This window comes from Massilia sp. GER05 (assembly GCF_052056005.1).
In the GTDB taxonomy this organism is placed as follows: Bacteria; Pseudomonadota; Gammaproteobacteria; order Burkholderiales; family Burkholderiaceae_D; genus Telluria; species Telluria orientalis.
Genome location: NZ_CP178858.1, coordinates 1169850 through 1186053 on the forward strand (window position 1 = coordinate 1169850; position 16204 = coordinate 1186053).

Sequence of the window (16204 nt, forward strand, 5' to 3'; positions counted from 1 at the left end):
AACCCGAAAGGAGTCATCATGTCTGCCCGCGACATCGTCCTGTGTGCCCCCGTGCGTACCGCCATCGGCGCGTTCAACGGTTCCCTGAAATCCATCCCCGCCGTCGAACTGGGCGCGGCCGCCGTGCGCGCCGCCGTCGAGCGCGCGGGCATCGCTCCGGACGCCATCGACGCCGTCCTGATGGGCAACGTGGTCCAGGCGGGCAACCGCATGAACCCGGCGCGCCAGGCCGCGGTCCACGGCGGCATTCCCGTGAGCGTGCCCGCAATGACGCTGAACCGCGTGTGCGGCTCGGGCGCGCAGGCCATCGCGTCGGCCGCGCACGAGATCCTCGCCGGCGAATCCAGCGTCGTGCTGGCCGGCGGCATGGAAAACATGGACCAGGCGCCATACCTGATGCCGCAGGCCCGCTGGGGGGCGCGCATGGGCCACGCGCAGATCTACGACAGCCTGCTGCATGACGGCCTGAACGACGCGTTCTCCGCCCAGCACTCGGGCTGGCACACGGAGGATCTCGTGAAGGATGTGGACCTCACCCGCGCCGCGCAGGACCGCTGGGCCGAGCGTTCGCAGCGCCGCTTCTCGGAAGCCCAGGCGGCCGGTGCGTTCAAGGATGAAATCGTGGCGATCGAGATCGCGGGCAAGCGCGGCGTGCAGCTGTTCGACACGGACGAAGCGAACCGCCCGGACACCACCTTGGAGACGCTGGCGAAACTGAAGCCGGCGTTCCGCCCGAACGGCACGATCACGGCCGGTAACGCGCCGGGCCTGAACAGCGGCGCGGCCGCCGTCATCGTCGCCAACCGCGCGACGGCCGAGCGCCTGGGCCTGCAGCCTATCGCGCGCCTCGTCGCCTCGGGCGTGGCGGCCGTGGAGCCGGGCATGTTCGGCCTCGGTCCCGTACCGGCCGTGCAGAAAGCCCTTGCGCGCGCGGGGTGGAACGTCGGCGACGTCGACCGCTACGAAATCAACGAGGCGTTCGCCGCCGTGCCGCTGGCGGTGGCGAGAAAGCTGTCGCTGGCGGAAGACGTCATCAATGTCGAAGGGGGCGCGGTGGCGCACGGTCACCCGATCGGCGCAACGGGGGCCGTGCTGACGGTGCGGCTGCTGCATGCGATGCGGCGCGGGCTGGCGCGGCGTGGCGTCGTCACGCTGTGCATCGGGGGCGGGCAGGGGATTGCGCTGGCGCTGGAGCAGATCGCATGAACACGCGGACGCTAAACAATACGCGAACGTAAAACGACGTCGTCTCCGCGCAGGCGGGGATCCAATTTTCAAGCGTTACGTTGACGCATGCAGAACCTGGGCCCCCGCCCGCGCGGGGGCGACGGATTACGCCGCCACCATCTCCCGCATCCGCTCCACCAGAAACTCCCTGAGCACCCTGACGGCCGGCGACACCTGCCGCCGGTTCGCCAGCACCATGTACAGCGGCTGGTTGTTGCCCTCCCAGTCCGCGCACACGGTATGTAGCGCACCGCTTGCGAGATCGGCCTGCACGTCGATGCGCGAGCGGTAGCACAGCCCCAGGCCAGCCAGTGCCCAGCGCCGCACGATCTCGGAATCGTCGGCCACGCGGTCGCCGCGCACCGTCACCTCGATCTCGGCACCGTCCTTGTAGAAGCGCCAGCGGTCGTTGACCGACTCCTCCAGCATGAAGCACAGGCAGTTGTGCGCGGATAGGTCATGCGGCGACGCCGGCGCGCCGTGCCGCGCCAGATATGCAGGCGACGCGCACAGCACGCGGCGGTTCGTTTCCAGCAGCGGCAGCGCCACCATGCTGGACTCTCTCGGCTTGCCGAAGCGGAGCGCGATGTCGACGGGCTCGCGATAAATATCGGCCAGCCGGTCCGTCAGCTGCAGCCGCAGGCGCACGGCCGGATGCCGTTCCTGGAACGCGTTCAGCCACGGCAGCACGACGTGGCGGCCGAGGTCGGACGGCATCGAGATCTGCAATTGTCCCTCGATCGTGTTTTCTCCCGCACGTACCTCCGCCTCGGCGTCGCGCAGGCCGTCGAGCAGCGGGCGGCAGCGGGCCAGCAGGCGTTCGCCGGCCACCGTCAGGCGCATGCTGCGCGTCGTGCGCACGAACAGCGCCATACCGAGATCCGCCTCCAGCCGCTTCAGGCTCGCGCTGGCGACGGCAGGCGATACATCCAGCACGCGCGCGGCCGCGGAGAGGCCGCCTTGCTCGGCCGTGGTGACGAACAGTTCGAGGTCGCGCAGATTCATTTTTCAAATAAATTTTGAAAGTGATTTCTTGATTGCGCAGTTTATCAAAAAGATCGAAGCGCCCAGAATGACAACCATCGATCACCAAGGAGCCACCATGAAAGCCATCGCCTACCAGGACAACCTGCCCATCGCTCACGCCGATGCCCTCGTCGACATCACCCTGCCGGACCCGGTCGCGACCGGCCATGACCTGCTCGTCGAGGTGCGGGCCGTGTCCGTGAACCCCGTCGACGTGAAGGTGCGCGCCGGCGCCAAACCGGCCGACGGCGAGTGGAAAGTGCTGGGCTGGGATGCCGCCGGCATCGTGAAGGCCGTCGGGCCGGACGTGACGCTGTTCCGTCCGGGCGACCGCGTCTGGTACGCCGGCTCCATCGCCCGCGCCGGCAGCAACAGCGAGCTGCAACTGGTCGACGAGCGCATCGCCGGCAGGATGCCGCAGTCGCTGGACTTCGGCGCCGCCGCCGCGCTGCCGCTGACGAGCCTCACGGCGTGGGAACTGCTGTTCGACCGTCTCGACGTGCCGACCGACGAGCGCGGCGAAGGCAAGACGTTATTGGTGATCGGCGCGGCGGGCGGCGTCGGCTCGATCCTCGTGCAGCTGGCACGCCAGCTGACCCGCCTGACGGTCGTCGGCACGGCGTCGCGTGCGGAGACGCGCGACTGGGTGTTGAAGCACGGCGCCCACCACGTGATCGACCACGGCAGGCCGCTCACCGACGAGATCCAGCGTGCGGGCCTGGGCGCGCCGCACTACGTGATCAGCCTCACGCACACGGAGCAGCACTTCGACCAGATCGTCGAGATCATCGCGCCGCAGGGTAAATTCGGGCTGATCGACGACCCGGCCCCGATCGACGTCCGCAAGTTCAAGCGCAAGGCCGTGTCGCTGCATTGGGAACTGATGTTCACGCGCGCGCTGTTCTCGACGCCGGACATGATCCGCCAGCACGAGATCTTGAATCGCGTGGCGGACCTGATCGACGCGGGCACGATCCGCTCGACGGCCAACGAGAATTTTGGACGCATCGATGCGGCGAACCTCAAGCGAGCGCACGCGCTGATCGAGTCGAACCGCGCGCAGGGCAAGATCGTGCTGGCGGGATTCTGATTACAAGCGCCGCGTAAATTCCATCGAAATCGGATAGACCATCTCGCACGGCTGCCCGTGGCACACGGCGGGCTTGTAGCGCATGGCCATCGCGGCGCTGGCGATGTAGCGGATCACGTCGTCGTCGAAGCTGCCCACCTTGCGCACCTCCTTCGCCTTGCCGTCCGCGCCGACCAGCACGTGCAGGCGCAGCAGGCCGCGGGCGCCGTACTTGCCGGCGACAGCCACCGCGAGCCGGTTGAATTCGACGGTGCCGTTCAGCGGATACGGCGGATCGTCGCCAGGTTCCAGTGCCGGATAACCATTGCGGACGATATCCTTCTGTTCGGGGGTGAGACCATCCCAGCCGACGTTGGTCGGCAGCGGCGAGCGCACGTCCGTCTTCGCCAGCAGCGTGCCCGTGTCCGGCTCGGCCTGGCGCTGCTGGAACGTGTTCTCGGGCTTGGGACGGGCCAGCGCCCCGTTGCGGGCGCCAACATCGAGCGTGCCGACGCGGCCGCTGCCCGCATACGTGATGCGGTCGCCGTCGACCGGATGGCCGTCGCGGAACTCCCCTTCGACCATGCCGCCGAGGGCATACGTGAGGCGTCCCTGGCCGTTCGGCCGGTCGGCGTGGAATTCGCCCTGGTAGGTATCGCCGTTCGGATAGATCTGCACGCCCTTGCCCTCGCGCCGCATCATCTTGAGGCCGCCTTCGTAGCGCAGCTCGCTGGCAAAGTGCAGGTAACCCTCGCCATCCGGCACGCCGTCGGTCAGCGAGCCGATGTATGTGAATTTGTCGCCTGCCTTCAGCTTCGCTTCGCCGCTGACGGCGCCGTGTGCGAGCGTGCCTTCGATGCGGCGCGTGGTGCCGTCCTTCGTCGTCCATTCGAGCACGCCCTTGCCTTCCGCATAGCCGTTGTTGCAGGGGCCCGTCCAGTGTACGGACTGGTCGTTGGGTGCCGGGAGAAGTTTGCCGACCTGGCAGTCGTCGGCGTGGGCCGCCTGTGCAAGGCAGGCAGCCAGGAGGAGAGGCAGGGCGGTTTTCATCAACCCACTCTAGCATGCGGACCGGGACCGCATGCTCACCGATTCTCACCGCTGGCGCAGCCTGAGCGACATGTAGCTCAAGTCATGGCCGACCCCCGCGATCCGGAGCATGTCCGCCACGCGCGCGACGGTCGTGAAGCCGGCGCGCGCATACAGTTCGACCGCCGGCCGGTTGTCGGACAGGACCTCGAGATCGATCCACTCGATGTCCGTTTCGGCCCGCGCCCAGGCGGCCGCCGTTTCGAGCAGGCGTCGCCCGAGTCCGCGCCGCCGCCATACGCGGTGCACGCCCATGCCGAGCATGGCGCGGTGCGTCGCGGCCGGTTCGGGGCGGCCGCGCAGGTCGATGTGGCCGGCGATGTCGCCGTAGGCGTCGATGGCGAGCCACAGGCGGCGCCAGCCCGGCTGGCCGGCGGGGATGTCGATGCCTTTGATGAATGCGATGCGCAGCCCGGCCGGCAGGCGCGGCTGGCCCGGCGCGATGGGCTGGAACAGCGGCGTGCCGTCGGCGCCGTTGTCGCGCAGGTGGTCGTCCAGGTAGGCGAAGAATGGCGCCAGGTCGGCTTCATTGGCCGGGCGGATCGTCAACGCCTCCGTGTTGTCCATCAATGCGGTCACAAAGCCCTTGCAATCAAAATCTTCTGGATGTCGCTCGTGCCTTCGTAGATCTGGCACACGCGCACGTCGCGGTAGATGCGTTCGACGGGGAAGTCGGCCACGTAGCCGTAGCCGCCGAACACCTGCATCGCCGACGATACCACGCGCTCGGCCATTTCGGATGCGAACAGCTTGGCCATCGCGGCTTCCTTCAGGCAGGGCAGGCCCGCATCCTTCATCGCCGCGGCGTGCAGGATCAGCTGGCGCGCGGCCTCGATCTGCATCGCCATCTCGGCCAGGCGGAACTGCACCGCCTGGTGGTCGAAGATCGGCGCGCCGAAGCTTTCGCGCTCCTTCGCATACGCCAGCGCGGCCTCGAACGCGGCGCGCGCCATGCCGACCGATTGCGACGCGATGCCGATGCGTCCGCCCTCCAGTCCCGACAGCGCGATCTTGTAGCCTTGTCCTTCTTCGCCGATCAGGTTTTCAACCGGGACGCGGCAGTTGTCGAACACGATCTGCGCCGTGTCCGACGAATGCTGGCCCATCTTCTGTTCGATGCCGGCGACGATGTAGCCGGGCGTATCGGTCGGCACCCAGAACGCGCTGATGCCCTTCTTGCCGGCCGCCTTGCTTGTCACGGCCATGACGATCGCGACGTCGCCGTTCTTGCCGCTCGTGATGAACTGCTTGGTGCCGTTCAGGACGTAGTGGTCGCCGTCGCGCACGGCCGTCGTGCGCAGGGCGGCGGCGTCGCTGCCCGTGTGCGGTTCCGTCAGCGCGAAGGCGCCCAGTAAATCGCCCTGCGCGAGCGGGCGCAGCCAGCGTTCCTTCTGCGCGGCGTTCGCGTACGTCATCGCGATCGAGCACACGGGGCAGTTATTGACCGAAATGATGGTGGAGGTGCCGCCATCGCCGGCCGCGATCTCTTCCAGCACCAGCGCCAGCGCGACGTAGTCGAGGCCCGCGCCGCCGTACTGCTCGGGCACGGCCACGCCGAACGCGCCCAGCTGGGCCAGTTCCTTCAGCTCGTCCTTCGGAAAATGGTGCTCGCGGTCCCAGCGTGCCGCATTGGGCGCCAGGCGTTCCTGCGCGAAGGTGCGCAGGGCGTCGCGGATCATCTGGTGTTCTTCGGTCAGTATCATTTTTTGGTGGGGCCTTCCCAAACCTACTGCGCGTTGCCGCTCGCTACGGTTTGGGAAGGCCCTTTAGCATGAGTGGGTGATTAAAAAAATCTCTTACCACGGGATAGGTGTCCCGTCGTAATTGAGGAAGGCGCCGTTCTGCGCCGGCGTCGCGTTGGCCAGGGTGGCGCGTAGCCCGGCCGCGCTCTGCTCGACGGTGAGCGTGGCGCTCGCGCCGCCCATGTCGGTCTGCACCCAGCCCGGATGGAACGTCAGGCACGTCGCGCCCTGCGGGCCGTACGTCAGCGCGGCGTCGGCCAGCACGGAATTCAGCGCGGCCTTGCTGGCGCGGTACAGCGAGCCCTGGTTGCTCGTGCGCGCGCCGATGGAACCCATGCGCGACGAGATCACGGCCACCTTGCCGCGCGTGGCAGTCACCAGCGGCGCGACGATCGGCAGCAGGCGCATCGCGGCCAGCACGTTCGTGTGCATGACGTCGTCGAACTCCTTCTCCGTCGGGAAACCGGCGTGATCGGGGCCGTACACGCCCGCGACGAGCCAGGCGGCGTCGACCTTTTCGTCGTCCAGCTTCCAGCCCAGGCCACCGATCGATTCGGCATTCGTGACGTCGACCTGGTGCGCTTCCGCGCCCAGCCGGCGCAGCGCATCGCAATCCGCGGGCTTGCGCGCGGTGGCGATGACGCGCCAGCCGTCGGCGCGGTATTGACGGGCCAGTTCGAGGCCGATGCCGCGCGAGGCGCCGATGATGAGGGCTGTGGACATGGGGTCTCCTGAAGGGGCCTCGCAAACCTACTGCGCGTTGCAGGTTCGGCCTGCGATGCTCGCTGTACCGTAAGTACAGCTGCGCTTCTCGGCCAAACCTGCGGCCGCTCGCTACGGTTTTCGAGGCCCCGGTAAGCTAACAGTTGATCGGAAATTCGTTAGCCTAACGTCAAAAGCACAGGTGCGTCGGACGAGAGGCGACGGCAATTTATACCATCTCGATCGCCATCGCGGTCGCTTCGCCGCCGCCGATGCACAGCGACGCCACGCCGCGCTTGCCGCCCGTCTTCTTCAGCGCGCCCAGCAGGGTGACGATGATGCGCGCGCCCGACGCGCCGATCGGGTGGCCCAGCGCGCACGCGCCGCCGTGGACGTTGACCTTGCTGTGCGGGATGTCCAGCTCGTGCATCGCGGCCATCGGCACGGCGGCGAACGCTTCGTTGATCTCGAAGAGGTCGACGTCTTTCGGCGTCCAGCCAGTCTTCTTGAACAGCTTCCGCAGCGAGCCGATCGGCGCGGTCGAGAACTGGTCCGGTTCCTGCGCGTGCGTCGTGTGCGCGACGATGCGGGCGAGCGGCGTCACGCCCAGTTCCTTCGCCGTCGATTCGCGCATCATGACGAGGGCCGCGGCGCCGTCGTTGATCGACGACGAAGACGCCGCCGTGATCACGCCATCCTTCTTGAACGCCGGGCGCAGCGTCGGGATCTTGTCGACCTTCGCCTTGACGGGGCCTTCGTCCTTCTCGACGATCGTTTCGCCCAGGCGGTTCGCGACGGTCACCGGTGCGATCTCCCACTGGAAATCGCCGGACTCGGTGGCGTTCTGCGCGCGCTTGACGGATTCGATCGCGAACGCATCCAGCTGCTCGCGCGAAAAACCGTACCTGGCCACGCACTCCTCGGCGAACGTGCCCATCGAGCGGCCTTCGCCCGTCTTCTCGTTGCGCGAATACGCGTCTTCCAGGCCGTCCATCATCATGTGGTCGAACATGACGCCATGGCCGAGGCGGTAGCCGCCGCGCGCCTTCGGGATCAGGTACGGGGCATTGGTCATCGACTCCATGCCGCCCGCCACGACGACGTCCGCGCTGCCGGCCTTGAGCACGTCGTGCGCGAAGATCGCGGCCTGCATCGCGGAGCCGCACATCTTCGACAGCGTGACGGCGCCGGTCGACAGCGGCAGGCCCGCCTTGATCAGCGCCTGGCGCGCCGGCGCCTGGCCCTGGCCGGCCATCAGGCAGTTGCCGAAGTAGACGTGTTCGACGAGGCTCGCGTCGACGCCGGCGCGCTCGACGGCCGCCTTGATCGCCACGGCGCCCAGGTCGCTCGCGGATTTCGAAGAGAAGTCGCCCTGGAAGGCGCCCATCGGGGTACGGGCGGCGCCGACGATAACGATTGGATCATTCATTGTGTAAGGTCTCCAAGTAATGGGGTTGCGGCGACGGTGTCGCCGGGTTCGTTGGGTCCGCGAGATGGAACCGGATGTGCTGCGGATACGGAAAAATGTCTTCGAGCTCGCCTGCGAGGATGCGGTCCTTGTGAGACTGCCACCAGACGCGCGTCAATAGTGCGGCATGGTGTTTCATGAACGCGGCGCGTATCTTTGGGTTCGCGAGCAGGAAGCGCGCGAATTGTTCGGGAAAGACGTCGTGCTTGCCGATGGGATACCAGGGCTCGGCGGCCATCTCGTCTTCCTCGTTCCGCGGCTGCGGGATGTCGCGGAAGTTGCAATCGGTGAGGTACTCGATCTCGTCGTAGTCGTAGAACACGACGCGGCCATGTCGGGTCACGCCGAAGTTCTTGTACAGCATATCGCCCGGAAAAATATTCGCGGCGACGAGGTCGCGGATCGCATTGCCGTACTCGAACACGCCATGTTCGATGAGGTCGTCGTCGTCGCTGCGCTGTGCACGGTCCAGGTAGATATTCAGTGGCACCATGCGCCGCTCGATGTACAGGTGCTTGATGACGATGTGGTCGCCTTCGATGTCGACGAGCGAAGGGGCGAACCGGCGCAGTTCGGCCAGCAGTTCCTCGTCGAAGCGGGACAGCGGAAAGGCCACGTCCGAGTACTCCAGCGTGTCCGCCATGCGGCCCACGCGGTCGTGGTGTTTCACCAGCAGGTATTTTTCCTTGATGCGGGCCCGCGTCGTCTCTTTCGGCGGCGGATAGAAATCCTTGATCACCTTGAACACGTACGGAAAGGAGGGCAGTTCGAACACGAGCATCACGAGTCCGCGGATGCCGGGCGCGATACGGAAGGCGTCGGAGCTGTGCTTCAGGTGCTGCAGGAAGTCGCGGTAGAACAGCGTCTTGCCCTGCTTTTGCAGGCCGAGGATCGTGTAGATTTCGCTGCGCGGCTTTTTCGGCATCAGGCTGCGCAGGAATTGCACGAACGCCGACGGCACCTCCATGTCGACCATGAAATAGGCGCGCGTGAACGAGAACAGCAGGATCACCTGCTCGGGGTCGGTCAGCACCGCATCGAGGACGAGCCGGCCGGCGCGGTCGTGCAGGATCGGCACGACGAACGGATGCTCGCGGGCGCCGTTGATGACGCGGCCGACGATGTAAGCGGCCTTGTTGCGGAAGAACAGGCTCGACAGCACGTGCAGCTGCTGGTTCGGCTCGCGCTCGTGCAGGCCGAAATGCTCGACCATGCGTGCCTCCACGAGCGCGATGTCGCGGTCGAGGTCGGCGAACGGACAGTCGAGCTGGAAATTCGTCACCATGCGCCGCAACGAGAAGCGCAGGCCGTCCGCCGCCGGGTAGTACACGCGGTAGGTCGGGGCCGGCTCGTCCGTCTCGATGTATTCCGTCGAAACGGCCGGGCGCACGAAGATGAAATCGTTGCGGTAATAGCTGCGGTGCAGGATGTGGCAGCAGACGGAATTGAAGAAGCTCTCCGCCAGTTCCGGGCGCTTGTGGTCCGTCAGCAGGCCGATGTAATGCAGCTTGGTCTCGCGCCAGGTGTCGTCGTCGAGGTCTTCCGGCGCGTATTCGTCTTCCAGCGCATGTACGCATTCCTGCACGCGCTTGTCGTAGAAATCGATGCGCTTGCGCGCGGCCTGCTGGGCCGTCGTCCAGTCGGCACGCTCGAACCAGGTCTTGGCCGTCTTGCTGGCCTGGCGGAACAGCGTGTAGTGGCGGTCGAAGCCGTCCAGGATGGTGCGCGCGATGTCGAAGGCGATCTGGGACGACAGCAGCTTGGGGAAAGTGGCCTGGGTCATCGGGCGGCTCGCGCGGTGGGAACGTTATTGTTATTGTATTACCCGATCCGTCGTTCCCGCCTGGGGGGCGGGAACGACGTTCGTGGCTTTCGGGCTACGTGGAGTTGTTGTTCAGCCGGCTCTTGCCGATCTTCTTGTTCGCCCGGTCTCCTCTTCTCCACAAACTTACATCGTCTCGCCGAACAGCTCGCGCCCGATCAGCATGCGACGGATTTCGCTCGTACCGGCGCCGATCTCGTACAGCTTGGCGTCGCGCCACAGACGGCCCACCGGATACTCGTTGATATAGCCATTGCCGCCCAGCGTCTGGATCGCCTCGCCGGCCATCCACGTCGCCTTTTCCGCGCTGTACAGGATGGCGCCAGCCGCGTCCTTGCGCAGGGCGCGGACCTGTTCCGGCGACTGTGCACGGTCGCAGGCTTGACCTACCGCATAAACATACGCGCGACAAGCCATCATCGTCGAATACATATCGGCCACTTTGCCCTGCATCAATTGAAACTCACCAATTGCTTGACCGAACTGCTTGCGCTCGTGGATATAAGGCACTACCGCGTCCATACACGCCGACATGATGCCCAGCGGGCCGCCGGAGAGCACGGTGCGTTCGAAATCCAGGCCCGACATCAGCACGTTTACGCCCTTGCCCACGCCGCCCAGCACGTTTTCGACGGGCACTTCGCAATCCTGGAACACCAGCTCGCCCGTGTGCGAACCGCGCATGCCCAGCTTGTCCAGTTTTTGGGCGATCGAGAAACCTTTAAAACCCTTCTCGACGAGGAAGGCGGTCATGCCGCGCGGGCCGGCCTCGATGTCGGTCTTGGCGTAGACGACGAGCGTGTCGGCGTCCGGACCGTTCGTGATCCACATCTTGGTGCCGTTCAGAACGTAGCGGTCGCCCTTCAGCTCGGCGCGCAGCTTCATGCTGACGACGTCGGAGCCGGCGTTCGGCTCGGACATGGCCAATGCACCGACGTGCTCGCCCGAGATCAGCTTCGGCAGGTATTTGCGCTTCTGCTCTTCGTTGCCGTTGCGCTTGATCTGGTTCACGCACAGATTCGAGTGGGCACCGTACGACAGGCCGACGGAGGCCGAGGCGCGCGAAATTTCTTCCATGGCGACGATGTGCGCCAGGTACCCCATATTGGCGCCGCCGTATTCCTCGCCGACGGTGATGCCGAGCAGGCCCAGTTCGCCCATCTTTTTCCACAGGTCCATCGGGAACTGGTCGGTGCGGTCGATCTCGGCCGCGCGGGGGGCGATTTCGCTCGCGGCGAACTGTTGTACAGCTTCGCGCAGGGCGGCGATGTCTTCGCCGTGGTCAAAGGTCAAGCCAGGGAGATGCAGCATGTCGTCCTCGTTCTCGTCGTCTAGTGGATGGCTGGTGGCCAGGCTAGATGATAGCGCGGAGTGACGTTAACGTAAACGTCAAGCGACTGCCCGTACTCAGCGGCGGCGCCTGCGCCACATCCTGCGTACCGCCCAGGCCGCGAGCAGGATGATGAACAGCCACGGCAGCAGATATGCGATGCCCGACACGGCGAACGCGATTCCCTGCGACAGGTTGCTGCCGAACTGTTCCAGTGAACGGCGGATCGGCGCCCAGAACGGCCGTTGCCGGTCCGAGCGGATGGACACGTTCAGGATGTCGGTGTCGACGCGCTGGGCGAGCTGGGCGCGCTTGCCGTCCGCCGTTTCATACTTCGACTGGATCTCGGCCAGTTCGCGGTTGACCTTGATCAGTGCGTCGACGTCGTTGCCGGCGCGGTTACGCAAGGCTTCGAGACGGCTGCGATAGTCGTCCAGCATGGCCAGTTCGCGTGCCGTATCCGCGATCGGGCCGGACAGGTCTTCGACGTGCGTCGACTGGCGGGCAAGCTCGGCTTGTTTCCCCATTGCCGCGATCAGTGCCGGGACGACGTCCGGCCTGGCACGGAATTTCAGCGATGCCGCGGCGTCGGGCTCGCTGTCGATGCGCGACTCCAGCAGGGTGCACGCGGCGGCGGCTGCACGGCAGGCGCGCAGGCCGTCCGCATACAGGGTTGCCACCTTGTCCGGTGCAGCGTCGACGTCGACGAAGTGCTCGTAGGCGAGTTGCCGCGCCGCGTTTGCGCGGTCATGTTGTGCGATGGCCGCCTGCTCGCGCATCGGCATCTGCTGCACCTTCGAGCAGCCGGCGAGCGTGGCAAGCAGAAGCGCGAGCGATAGGTAGGAAAAGAAATTACGACGCATGCCTGATTGCTTCCTGGATTGGTTCGTCTGGAACCCCAAGATAGCAAATCGCCCCCGGGAAAAAGACGCGCTTTATATCAGGCCGCGTCCTTTTCGCCGGCATCCTCGCCCAGCAGAGTGCCGGCAGCACCCGATTCCGCCAGCAGCCGCCGGCATTCTTCTTCGTGAACAGAAATTTCCGCCAGCGACATCTCGATATCCGCCCGCTGCTGCTCCAGCGTCTCGCGCTGGTGCGCCAGCACGCCCAGGAAACGGTTGATCTGGGCCACGGTATCCTTCGGCGTCTCGTACATGTCGATGATGCTTTTGATCTCGGACAAGGTCAGGCCCAGGCGCTTGCCGCGCAGCGTCAGTTTCAGCCGGGTGCGGTCGCGCGGCGTGTAGACACGGTTGCGTCCGCCCTGGCCCTCGCGCATCGGGCTCAGCAGCCCCTGGTCTTCGTAGAAGCGGATCGCACGCGCGGTGATGTCGAATTCGCGTGCCAGTTCGGCGATGGTATAGGTGGTGGCCATGGTGTTCTGCGGGTCAAAAGTGGCGCGGTCCGGAATCGCTTAGAATCACAGCCTGCGCCTTCCGTTTACGTTTACGTCAAAGCGTTTGCGGCATTGTAACGCGCCTGCGCCCTGCATCCATACGAAAGTCCATTGCATGAATCCCCTCGAAGCCCAGCTCAGCTATCCATTCGGCGATGTCATTCCCCCTCTCGGCACGGTCACGGACGTGGCGCCCGGCCTGTCGTGGCTGCGCATGCCGCTGCCGTTCGCCCTCGACCATATCAATCTGTGGCTGCTCGACGATGCCGCGGAAGGCAAGCGCGGCTGGTCCCTCGTCGACTGCGGCGCCGGCACCGATGCGACCCGGGCCGCCTGGGAACAGCTGTTCACGGACGCGATGGAAAACCGGCCGTTGCTGCGCGTGTTCGCCACGCACTGTCACCCCGACCACGTCGGTTTGTCCGGCTGGCTGTGCGACCGGTTCGACGCCCCGTTCTGGATCAGTACGGGCGAGTTCGGCTTCGCGCGCATGATGGCCGCCGCGCTGCCGGGCGTCGACGGCCCGTCGGCGATCCCGCATTTCCAGCGTCACGGCCTCGTCGACCCCGGCATGCTCGAGCAGATGCAGAGCCGCAAGAATTACTACCCGTCGCTCGTGCCGGCCGTGCCGGCGGCATACACCCGCCTGCAGGATGGCCAGCGGGTCGTCATTGGCGCGCGGGAATGGCGCCTGATCACCGGTTTCGGTCACTCGCCGGAACACGTCTCCCTGTACGACGAACAAGACCGCATCCTGATCTCGGGCGACATGGTGCTGCCGCGCATTTCGACGAATGTTTCCGTGTTCGCCGTCGAGCCGGAAGGCAACCCACTGCAGCTGTACCTGGATTCGCTGGACAAGTTCGCCGACCTGCCCGACGACACCCTCGTCCTGCCCGCGCACGGCAAACCGTTCCGCGGCTTGCACACCCGCATCGCGCAGTTGCGCGCGCACCATGCGGCACGGCTGGACGAAGTCCGCGCCGTCTGCGCCGAGCCGAAATCCGCAGTTGACATTGTCCCGTTGATGTTCAGGCGACAACTCGATGCGCACCAGCTCAGTTTTGCGATCGGCGAGGCCTTGGCCCATCTTCATTATCTTTGGTACAACGGTAACCTCGTGCGTGTAACCGGCGACGATGGCATCGTCCGTTTTAAGTTGACTTAAAACAACATATCGAGGCTAACGGGTGTCGCAAAAATCACGACAATCTAACCGGACTTCTCATCACTTTGTTGACTCTTGGCATCATTTGTCGTGCTAAAAGGAAGAAATGTTCCAATTTTCAGTAAGAAATTGAACGAGCAAACGTTTTCCTTTTCCTGTAGGATATTTTTCACACATATCTCACAGAATGCTGGATACAACGGGAATTGCTGGACAGCACTGTGAGAATTGATCAATACTCACTTGTTTGTTACCTACAGCCTCTCCTGCCGTCACAGACGGTCTGGTCAACGGAGCGACCTAATGACGGCTTTGCATGAACCCTTAGTGCCACCCATGAATTCGACTAACGAACGGGAGAGCTTCAGCGAGCGCCTGCAGCAAGCCCTGAAAAACGCCCATTATTCTCCGGACAGTCCCACCCGGCTCGCGCGGGAATTTAACATTCGCTTCGAGGGCCGTCCGATTACGGTCCACGCGGCACGTAAATGGCTGGTCGGAGAGGCGATCCCGACCCAGGAAAAACTGCGCATGATCGCGCAGTGGCTGGGTGTGCCGGCCGACTGGCTGCGCTTCGGCGGTTCGGAAAATGCCGCCGCCAATGGCGACGGCGCCGACGGCAGCACCCGGTTCGAATCGGCCGACGTCAAGCTGATCGCGGACCTGCAACGCCTGGACGAGCACCACAAGCAGCTGGCGCGCGAATTCATCCGCATGCTCGTGCGCATGAATCACCAGCAGCAGAAATAATCCTTCCTGATCGCCATCGGATTCACGATGGCCGAATCTCATGACGCGGCGTCCGCAAGTTCCGGGCGCCGCGTCACGCACTTCTGTACTGCAATTTTTTTCTGCGATTAGTCCGCACAAACCGCCGAGTCTCGCGCATAATCGGTAACGCTAACGGAACGTCGCAACCGTCGAGTTCGCGTTCCTGCCTGGCGCCCGCCAGCGGCACTTCGAAAAACCGTCGGAGGTTTATCGACCTGCCTTAGTGTTATCGGTCATATAAGGATGCAGTCGCCTCATGATTAATAACTACAGCAACACCGCGCAGTTGAAGGATCTCATGACAGCACCGCCGATGACGGCGGCCCAGCACGCAGAAATCATGCGCAAGCGTAACGAGCAGCGCAGAAAAATCGAAGACGCAAGAGAACAGAGACGGGCCGAACGCGACCCGTACGGCGACAACGCCTGATCAGGGCGTCGCGTCGTTCATGCCGCCCCAGCGCGGGGCGAGATCGTTCGTCACGCCCAGCAGGTCCATGACGCGCGCCACCGTGTGGTCGACCATCTCGTCGATGGTGGCGGGGCGGTGATAAAAGCTCGGCAGCGGCGGGAAGACGATGCCGCCCATTTCCGTGACCGCCGTCATGTTGCGCAGGTGCGCCAGGTTGAACGGCGTCTCGCGCACCATTAGGATCAGGCGCCGGCGTTCTTTTAAAACGACGTCAGCGGCGCGCGCGATCAGGTTGTCCGACAAGCCATGCGCGACCGCGGCCAGCGTCTTCATCGAACAGGGCGCGATCACCATGCCGGCCGTCTGGAACGAGCCGCTGGCGATCGAGGCGCCGATCTCGCGGCTGCGGTGCACCACATGGGCGAGCGCTTCCACGTCGCGCCGTTGCAGGCCGACTTCCTGGTGCAGGGTGAGGGTGGCGGCGTCGGAAATGACGAGGTGCGTCTCGACGCCGGGTACGGCGGCCAGCCGCCGCAGCAGCTGCACGCCATAGATCGCGCCGGTCGCGCCGGTGATGGCGACGACGATCCGGCGCGGGCCGGGATCAGCCATTCTTCTTGAGCAGGGCCTGCAGTTCGCCGGACTCGTACATTTCCGTCATGATGTCCGAACCGCCGACGAATTCGCCGTTCACGTACAGCTGCGGAATGGTCGGCCAGTTCGAGTATTCCTTGATGCCCTGGCGGACTTCCGCGTCTTCCAGCACGTTGACGGTGGCGATGTTGTCGACGCCGCAAGCCTTCAGGATTTGGATCGCGCGGCCCGAAAAACCGCATTGCGGGAACTGGGCGGTGCCCTTCATGAACAGCACGACAGGCGTGGCGGTCACGGTCTCTTTGATCCAGGTTTGTACGTCGCTCATTTGGTTCTGCCTTTGGTGAGAATTAGATAGATGACGGCATTTTATAAGAAAACCGGGACG

The 16204-nt window shown here is 64.9% G+C and carries 17 protein-coding genes; 5 read left to right on the forward strand and 12 right to left on the reverse strand.

The annotated features are described in order from the left end of the window. The first annotated feature begins 18 nt into the window (after nucleotides 1-18). Complete coding sequence (locus tag ACL58G_RS05225) at nucleotides 19-1206, forward strand: thiolase family protein (RefSeq protein WP_413381048.1); 1188 nt, start codon at nucleotides 19-21, stop codon at nucleotides 1204-1206. A gap of 126 nt (nucleotides 1207-1332) precedes the next feature. Here ACL58G_RS05225 and ACL58G_RS05230 read toward each other — a convergent pair whose 3' ends face one another. Further along, a complete protein-coding gene (locus ACL58G_RS05230; protein WP_413381050.1) occupies nucleotides 1333-2232 on the reverse strand; it encodes a LysR family transcriptional regulator in 900 nt (299 codons plus the stop codon). A 97-nt stretch (nucleotides 2233-2329) separates the two neighbouring features. Here ACL58G_RS05230 and ACL58G_RS05235 point away from each other — a divergent pair, with 97 nt between their 5' ends. Next, nucleotides 2330-3343: a zinc-binding alcohol dehydrogenase family protein gene (locus tag ACL58G_RS05235; RefSeq protein ID WP_440965566.1), complete on the forward strand. Its 1014-nt coding sequence runs from the start codon at nucleotides 2330-2332 to the stop codon at nucleotides 3341-3343. On the opposite strand, the gene ACL58G_RS05240 is transcribed toward ACL58G_RS05235, so the two are convergent. From ACL58G_RS05240 to ACL58G_RS05280, 9 genes are all read right to left on the reverse strand, one after another. After that, entirely contained in the window at nucleotides 3344-4372 is a 1029-nt protein-coding gene (locus ACL58G_RS05240; RefSeq protein ID WP_440965568.1) for a hypothetical protein, read from the reverse strand. Between the two features lie 45 nt (nucleotides 4373-4417). Further along, nucleotides 4418-4990 (reverse strand): GNAT family N-acetyltransferase, encoded by a 573-nt coding sequence (locus ACL58G_RS05245; protein ID WP_413340634.1) that lies wholly within the window; start codon nucleotides 4988-4990, stop codon nucleotides 4418-4420. After that, nucleotides 4987-6114: an acyl-CoA dehydrogenase family protein gene (locus ACL58G_RS05250; RefSeq protein WP_440965570.1), complete on the reverse strand. Its 1128-nt coding sequence runs from the start codon at nucleotides 6112-6114 to the stop codon at nucleotides 4987-4989. Before ACL58G_RS05250 ends, ACL58G_RS05245 begins: the two co-directional genes overlap by 4 nt. 93 nt (nucleotides 6115-6207) lie before the next feature. Next, nucleotides 6208-6876, reverse strand: a complete 669-nt coding sequence (locus ACL58G_RS05255) for an SDR family oxidoreductase (RefSeq protein WP_413381058.1) — start codon at nucleotides 6874-6876, stop codon at nucleotides 6208-6210. Between the two features lie 208 nt (nucleotides 6877-7084). Next, entirely contained in the window at nucleotides 7085-8284 is a 1200-nt protein-coding gene (locus ACL58G_RS05260; RefSeq protein ID WP_413381060.1) for an acetyl-CoA C-acyltransferase, read from the reverse strand. After that, nucleotides 8277-10106, reverse strand: a complete 1830-nt coding sequence (gene aceK, locus ACL58G_RS05265) for a bifunctional isocitrate dehydrogenase kinase/phosphatase (RefSeq protein ID WP_413381062.1) — start codon at nucleotides 10104-10106, stop codon at nucleotides 8277-8279. Before aceK ends, ACL58G_RS05260 begins: the two co-directional genes overlap by 8 nt. A 165-nt stretch (nucleotides 10107-10271) precedes the next feature. Continuing rightward, on the reverse strand, nucleotides 10272-11456 hold the full coding sequence (locus tag ACL58G_RS05270) for an isovaleryl-CoA dehydrogenase (RefSeq protein WP_440965572.1): 1185 nt from the start codon (nucleotides 11454-11456) through the stop codon (nucleotides 10272-10274). Between the two features lie 96 nt (nucleotides 11457-11552). Next, a complete protein-coding gene (locus tag ACL58G_RS05275; RefSeq protein ID WP_440965574.1) occupies nucleotides 11553-12338 on the reverse strand; it encodes a DUF4349 domain-containing protein in 786 nt (261 codons plus the stop codon). 77 nt (nucleotides 12339-12415) lie between these two features. After that, nucleotides 12416-12850: a MerR family transcriptional regulator gene (locus ACL58G_RS05280; protein ID WP_371770724.1), complete on the reverse strand. Its 435-nt coding sequence runs from the start codon at nucleotides 12848-12850 to the stop codon at nucleotides 12416-12418. A gap of 136 nt (nucleotides 12851-12986) precedes the next feature. Here ACL58G_RS05280 and ACL58G_RS05285 point away from each other — a divergent pair, with 136 nt between their 5' ends. The 3 genes from ACL58G_RS05285 (at nucleotide 12987) to ACL58G_RS05295 (ending at nucleotide 15240) form a co-directional block, all read left to right on the forward strand. Next, on the forward strand, nucleotides 12987-14039 hold the full coding sequence (locus tag ACL58G_RS05285; protein WP_440965576.1) for an MBL fold metallo-hydrolase: 1053 nt from the start codon (nucleotides 12987-12989) through the stop codon (nucleotides 14037-14039). Nucleotides 14040-14375: 336 nt separating this feature from the next. Further along, on the forward strand, nucleotides 14376-14789 hold the full coding sequence (locus ACL58G_RS05290) for a transcriptional regulator (RefSeq protein ID WP_036233319.1): 414 nt from the start codon (nucleotides 14376-14378) through the stop codon (nucleotides 14787-14789). 277 nt (nucleotides 14790-15066) lie between these two features. Further along, nucleotides 15067-15240 (forward strand): hypothetical protein, encoded by a 174-nt coding sequence (locus ACL58G_RS05295; RefSeq protein ID WP_371763166.1) that lies wholly within the window; start codon nucleotides 15067-15069, stop codon nucleotides 15238-15240. Here ACL58G_RS05295 and ACL58G_RS05300 read toward each other — a convergent pair whose 3' ends face one another. Further along, nucleotides 15241-15834 (reverse strand): UbiX family flavin prenyltransferase, encoded by a 594-nt coding sequence (locus tag ACL58G_RS05300; protein WP_440965578.1) that lies wholly within the window; start codon nucleotides 15832-15834, stop codon nucleotides 15241-15243. It lies immediately after the preceding gene. Beyond that, the gene (gene grxD, locus ACL58G_RS05305) at nucleotides 15827-16144 is read right to left on the reverse strand and encodes a Grx4 family monothiol glutaredoxin (protein ID WP_036233322.1); all 318 of its coding nucleotides are present in this window, start codon (nucleotides 16142-16144) and stop codon (nucleotides 15827-15829) included. The genes ACL58G_RS05300 and grxD overlap by 8 nt, the downstream gene beginning before the upstream one ends. Between the last annotated feature and the right edge of the window lie 60 nt (nucleotides 16145-16204).

Coding starts and splice junctions, on each gene's coding strand:
- ACL58G_RS05225 (WP_413381048.1), top strand. CDS start 19: ATGTCTGCCCGCGACATCGTCCTGTGTGCCCCCGTGCGTACCGCCATC.
- ACL58G_RS05230 (WP_413381050.1), bottom strand. CDS start 2,232: ATGAATCTGCGCGACCTCGAACTGTTCGTCACCACGGCCGAGCAAGGC.
- ACL58G_RS05235 (WP_440965566.1), top strand. CDS start 2,330: ATGAAAGCCATCGCCTACCAGGACAACCTGCCCATCGCTCACGCCGAT.
- ACL58G_RS05240 (WP_440965568.1), bottom strand. CDS start 4,372: ATGAAAACCGCCCTGCCTCTCCTCCTGGCTGCCTGCCTTGCACAGGCG.
- ACL58G_RS05250 (WP_440965570.1), bottom strand. CDS start 6,114: ATGATACTGACCGAAGAACACCAGATGATCCGCGACGCCCTGCGCACC.
- ACL58G_RS05255 (WP_413381058.1), bottom strand. CDS start 6,876: ATGTCCACAGCCCTCATCATCGGCGCCTCGCGCGGCATCGGCCTCGAA.
- ACL58G_RS05260 (WP_413381060.1), bottom strand. CDS start 8,284: ATGAATGATCCAATCGTTATCGTCGGCGCCGCCCGTACCCCGATGGGC.
- aceK (WP_413381062.1), bottom strand. CDS start 10,106: ATGACCCAGGCCACTTTCCCCAAGCTGCTGTCGTCCCAGATCGCCTTC.
- ACL58G_RS05270 (WP_440965572.1), bottom strand. CDS start 11,456: ATGCTGCATCTCCCTGGCTTGACCTTTGACCACGGCGAAGACATCGCC.
- ACL58G_RS05275 (WP_440965574.1), bottom strand. CDS start 12,338: ATGCGTCGTAATTTCTTTTCCTACCTATCGCTCGCGCTTCTGCTTGCC.
- ACL58G_RS05280 (WP_371770724.1), bottom strand. CDS start 12,850: ATGGCCACCACCTATACCATCGCCGAACTGGCACGCGAATTCGACATC.
- ACL58G_RS05285 (WP_440965576.1), top strand. CDS start 12,987: ATGAATCCCCTCGAAGCCCAGCTCAGCTATCCATTCGGCGATGTCATT.
- ACL58G_RS05290 (WP_036233319.1), top strand. CDS start 14,376: ATGAATTCGACTAACGAACGGGAGAGCTTCAGCGAGCGCCTGCAGCAA.
- ACL58G_RS05295 (WP_371763166.1), top strand. CDS start 15,067: ATGATTAATAACTACAGCAACACCGCGCAGTTGAAGGATCTCATGACA.
- ACL58G_RS05300 (WP_440965578.1), bottom strand. CDS start 15,834: ATGGCTGATCCCGGCCCGCGCCGGATCGTCGTCGCCATCACCGGCGCG.
- grxD (WP_036233322.1), bottom strand. CDS start 16,144: ATGAGCGACGTACAAACCTGGATCAAAGAGACCGTGACCGCCACGCCT.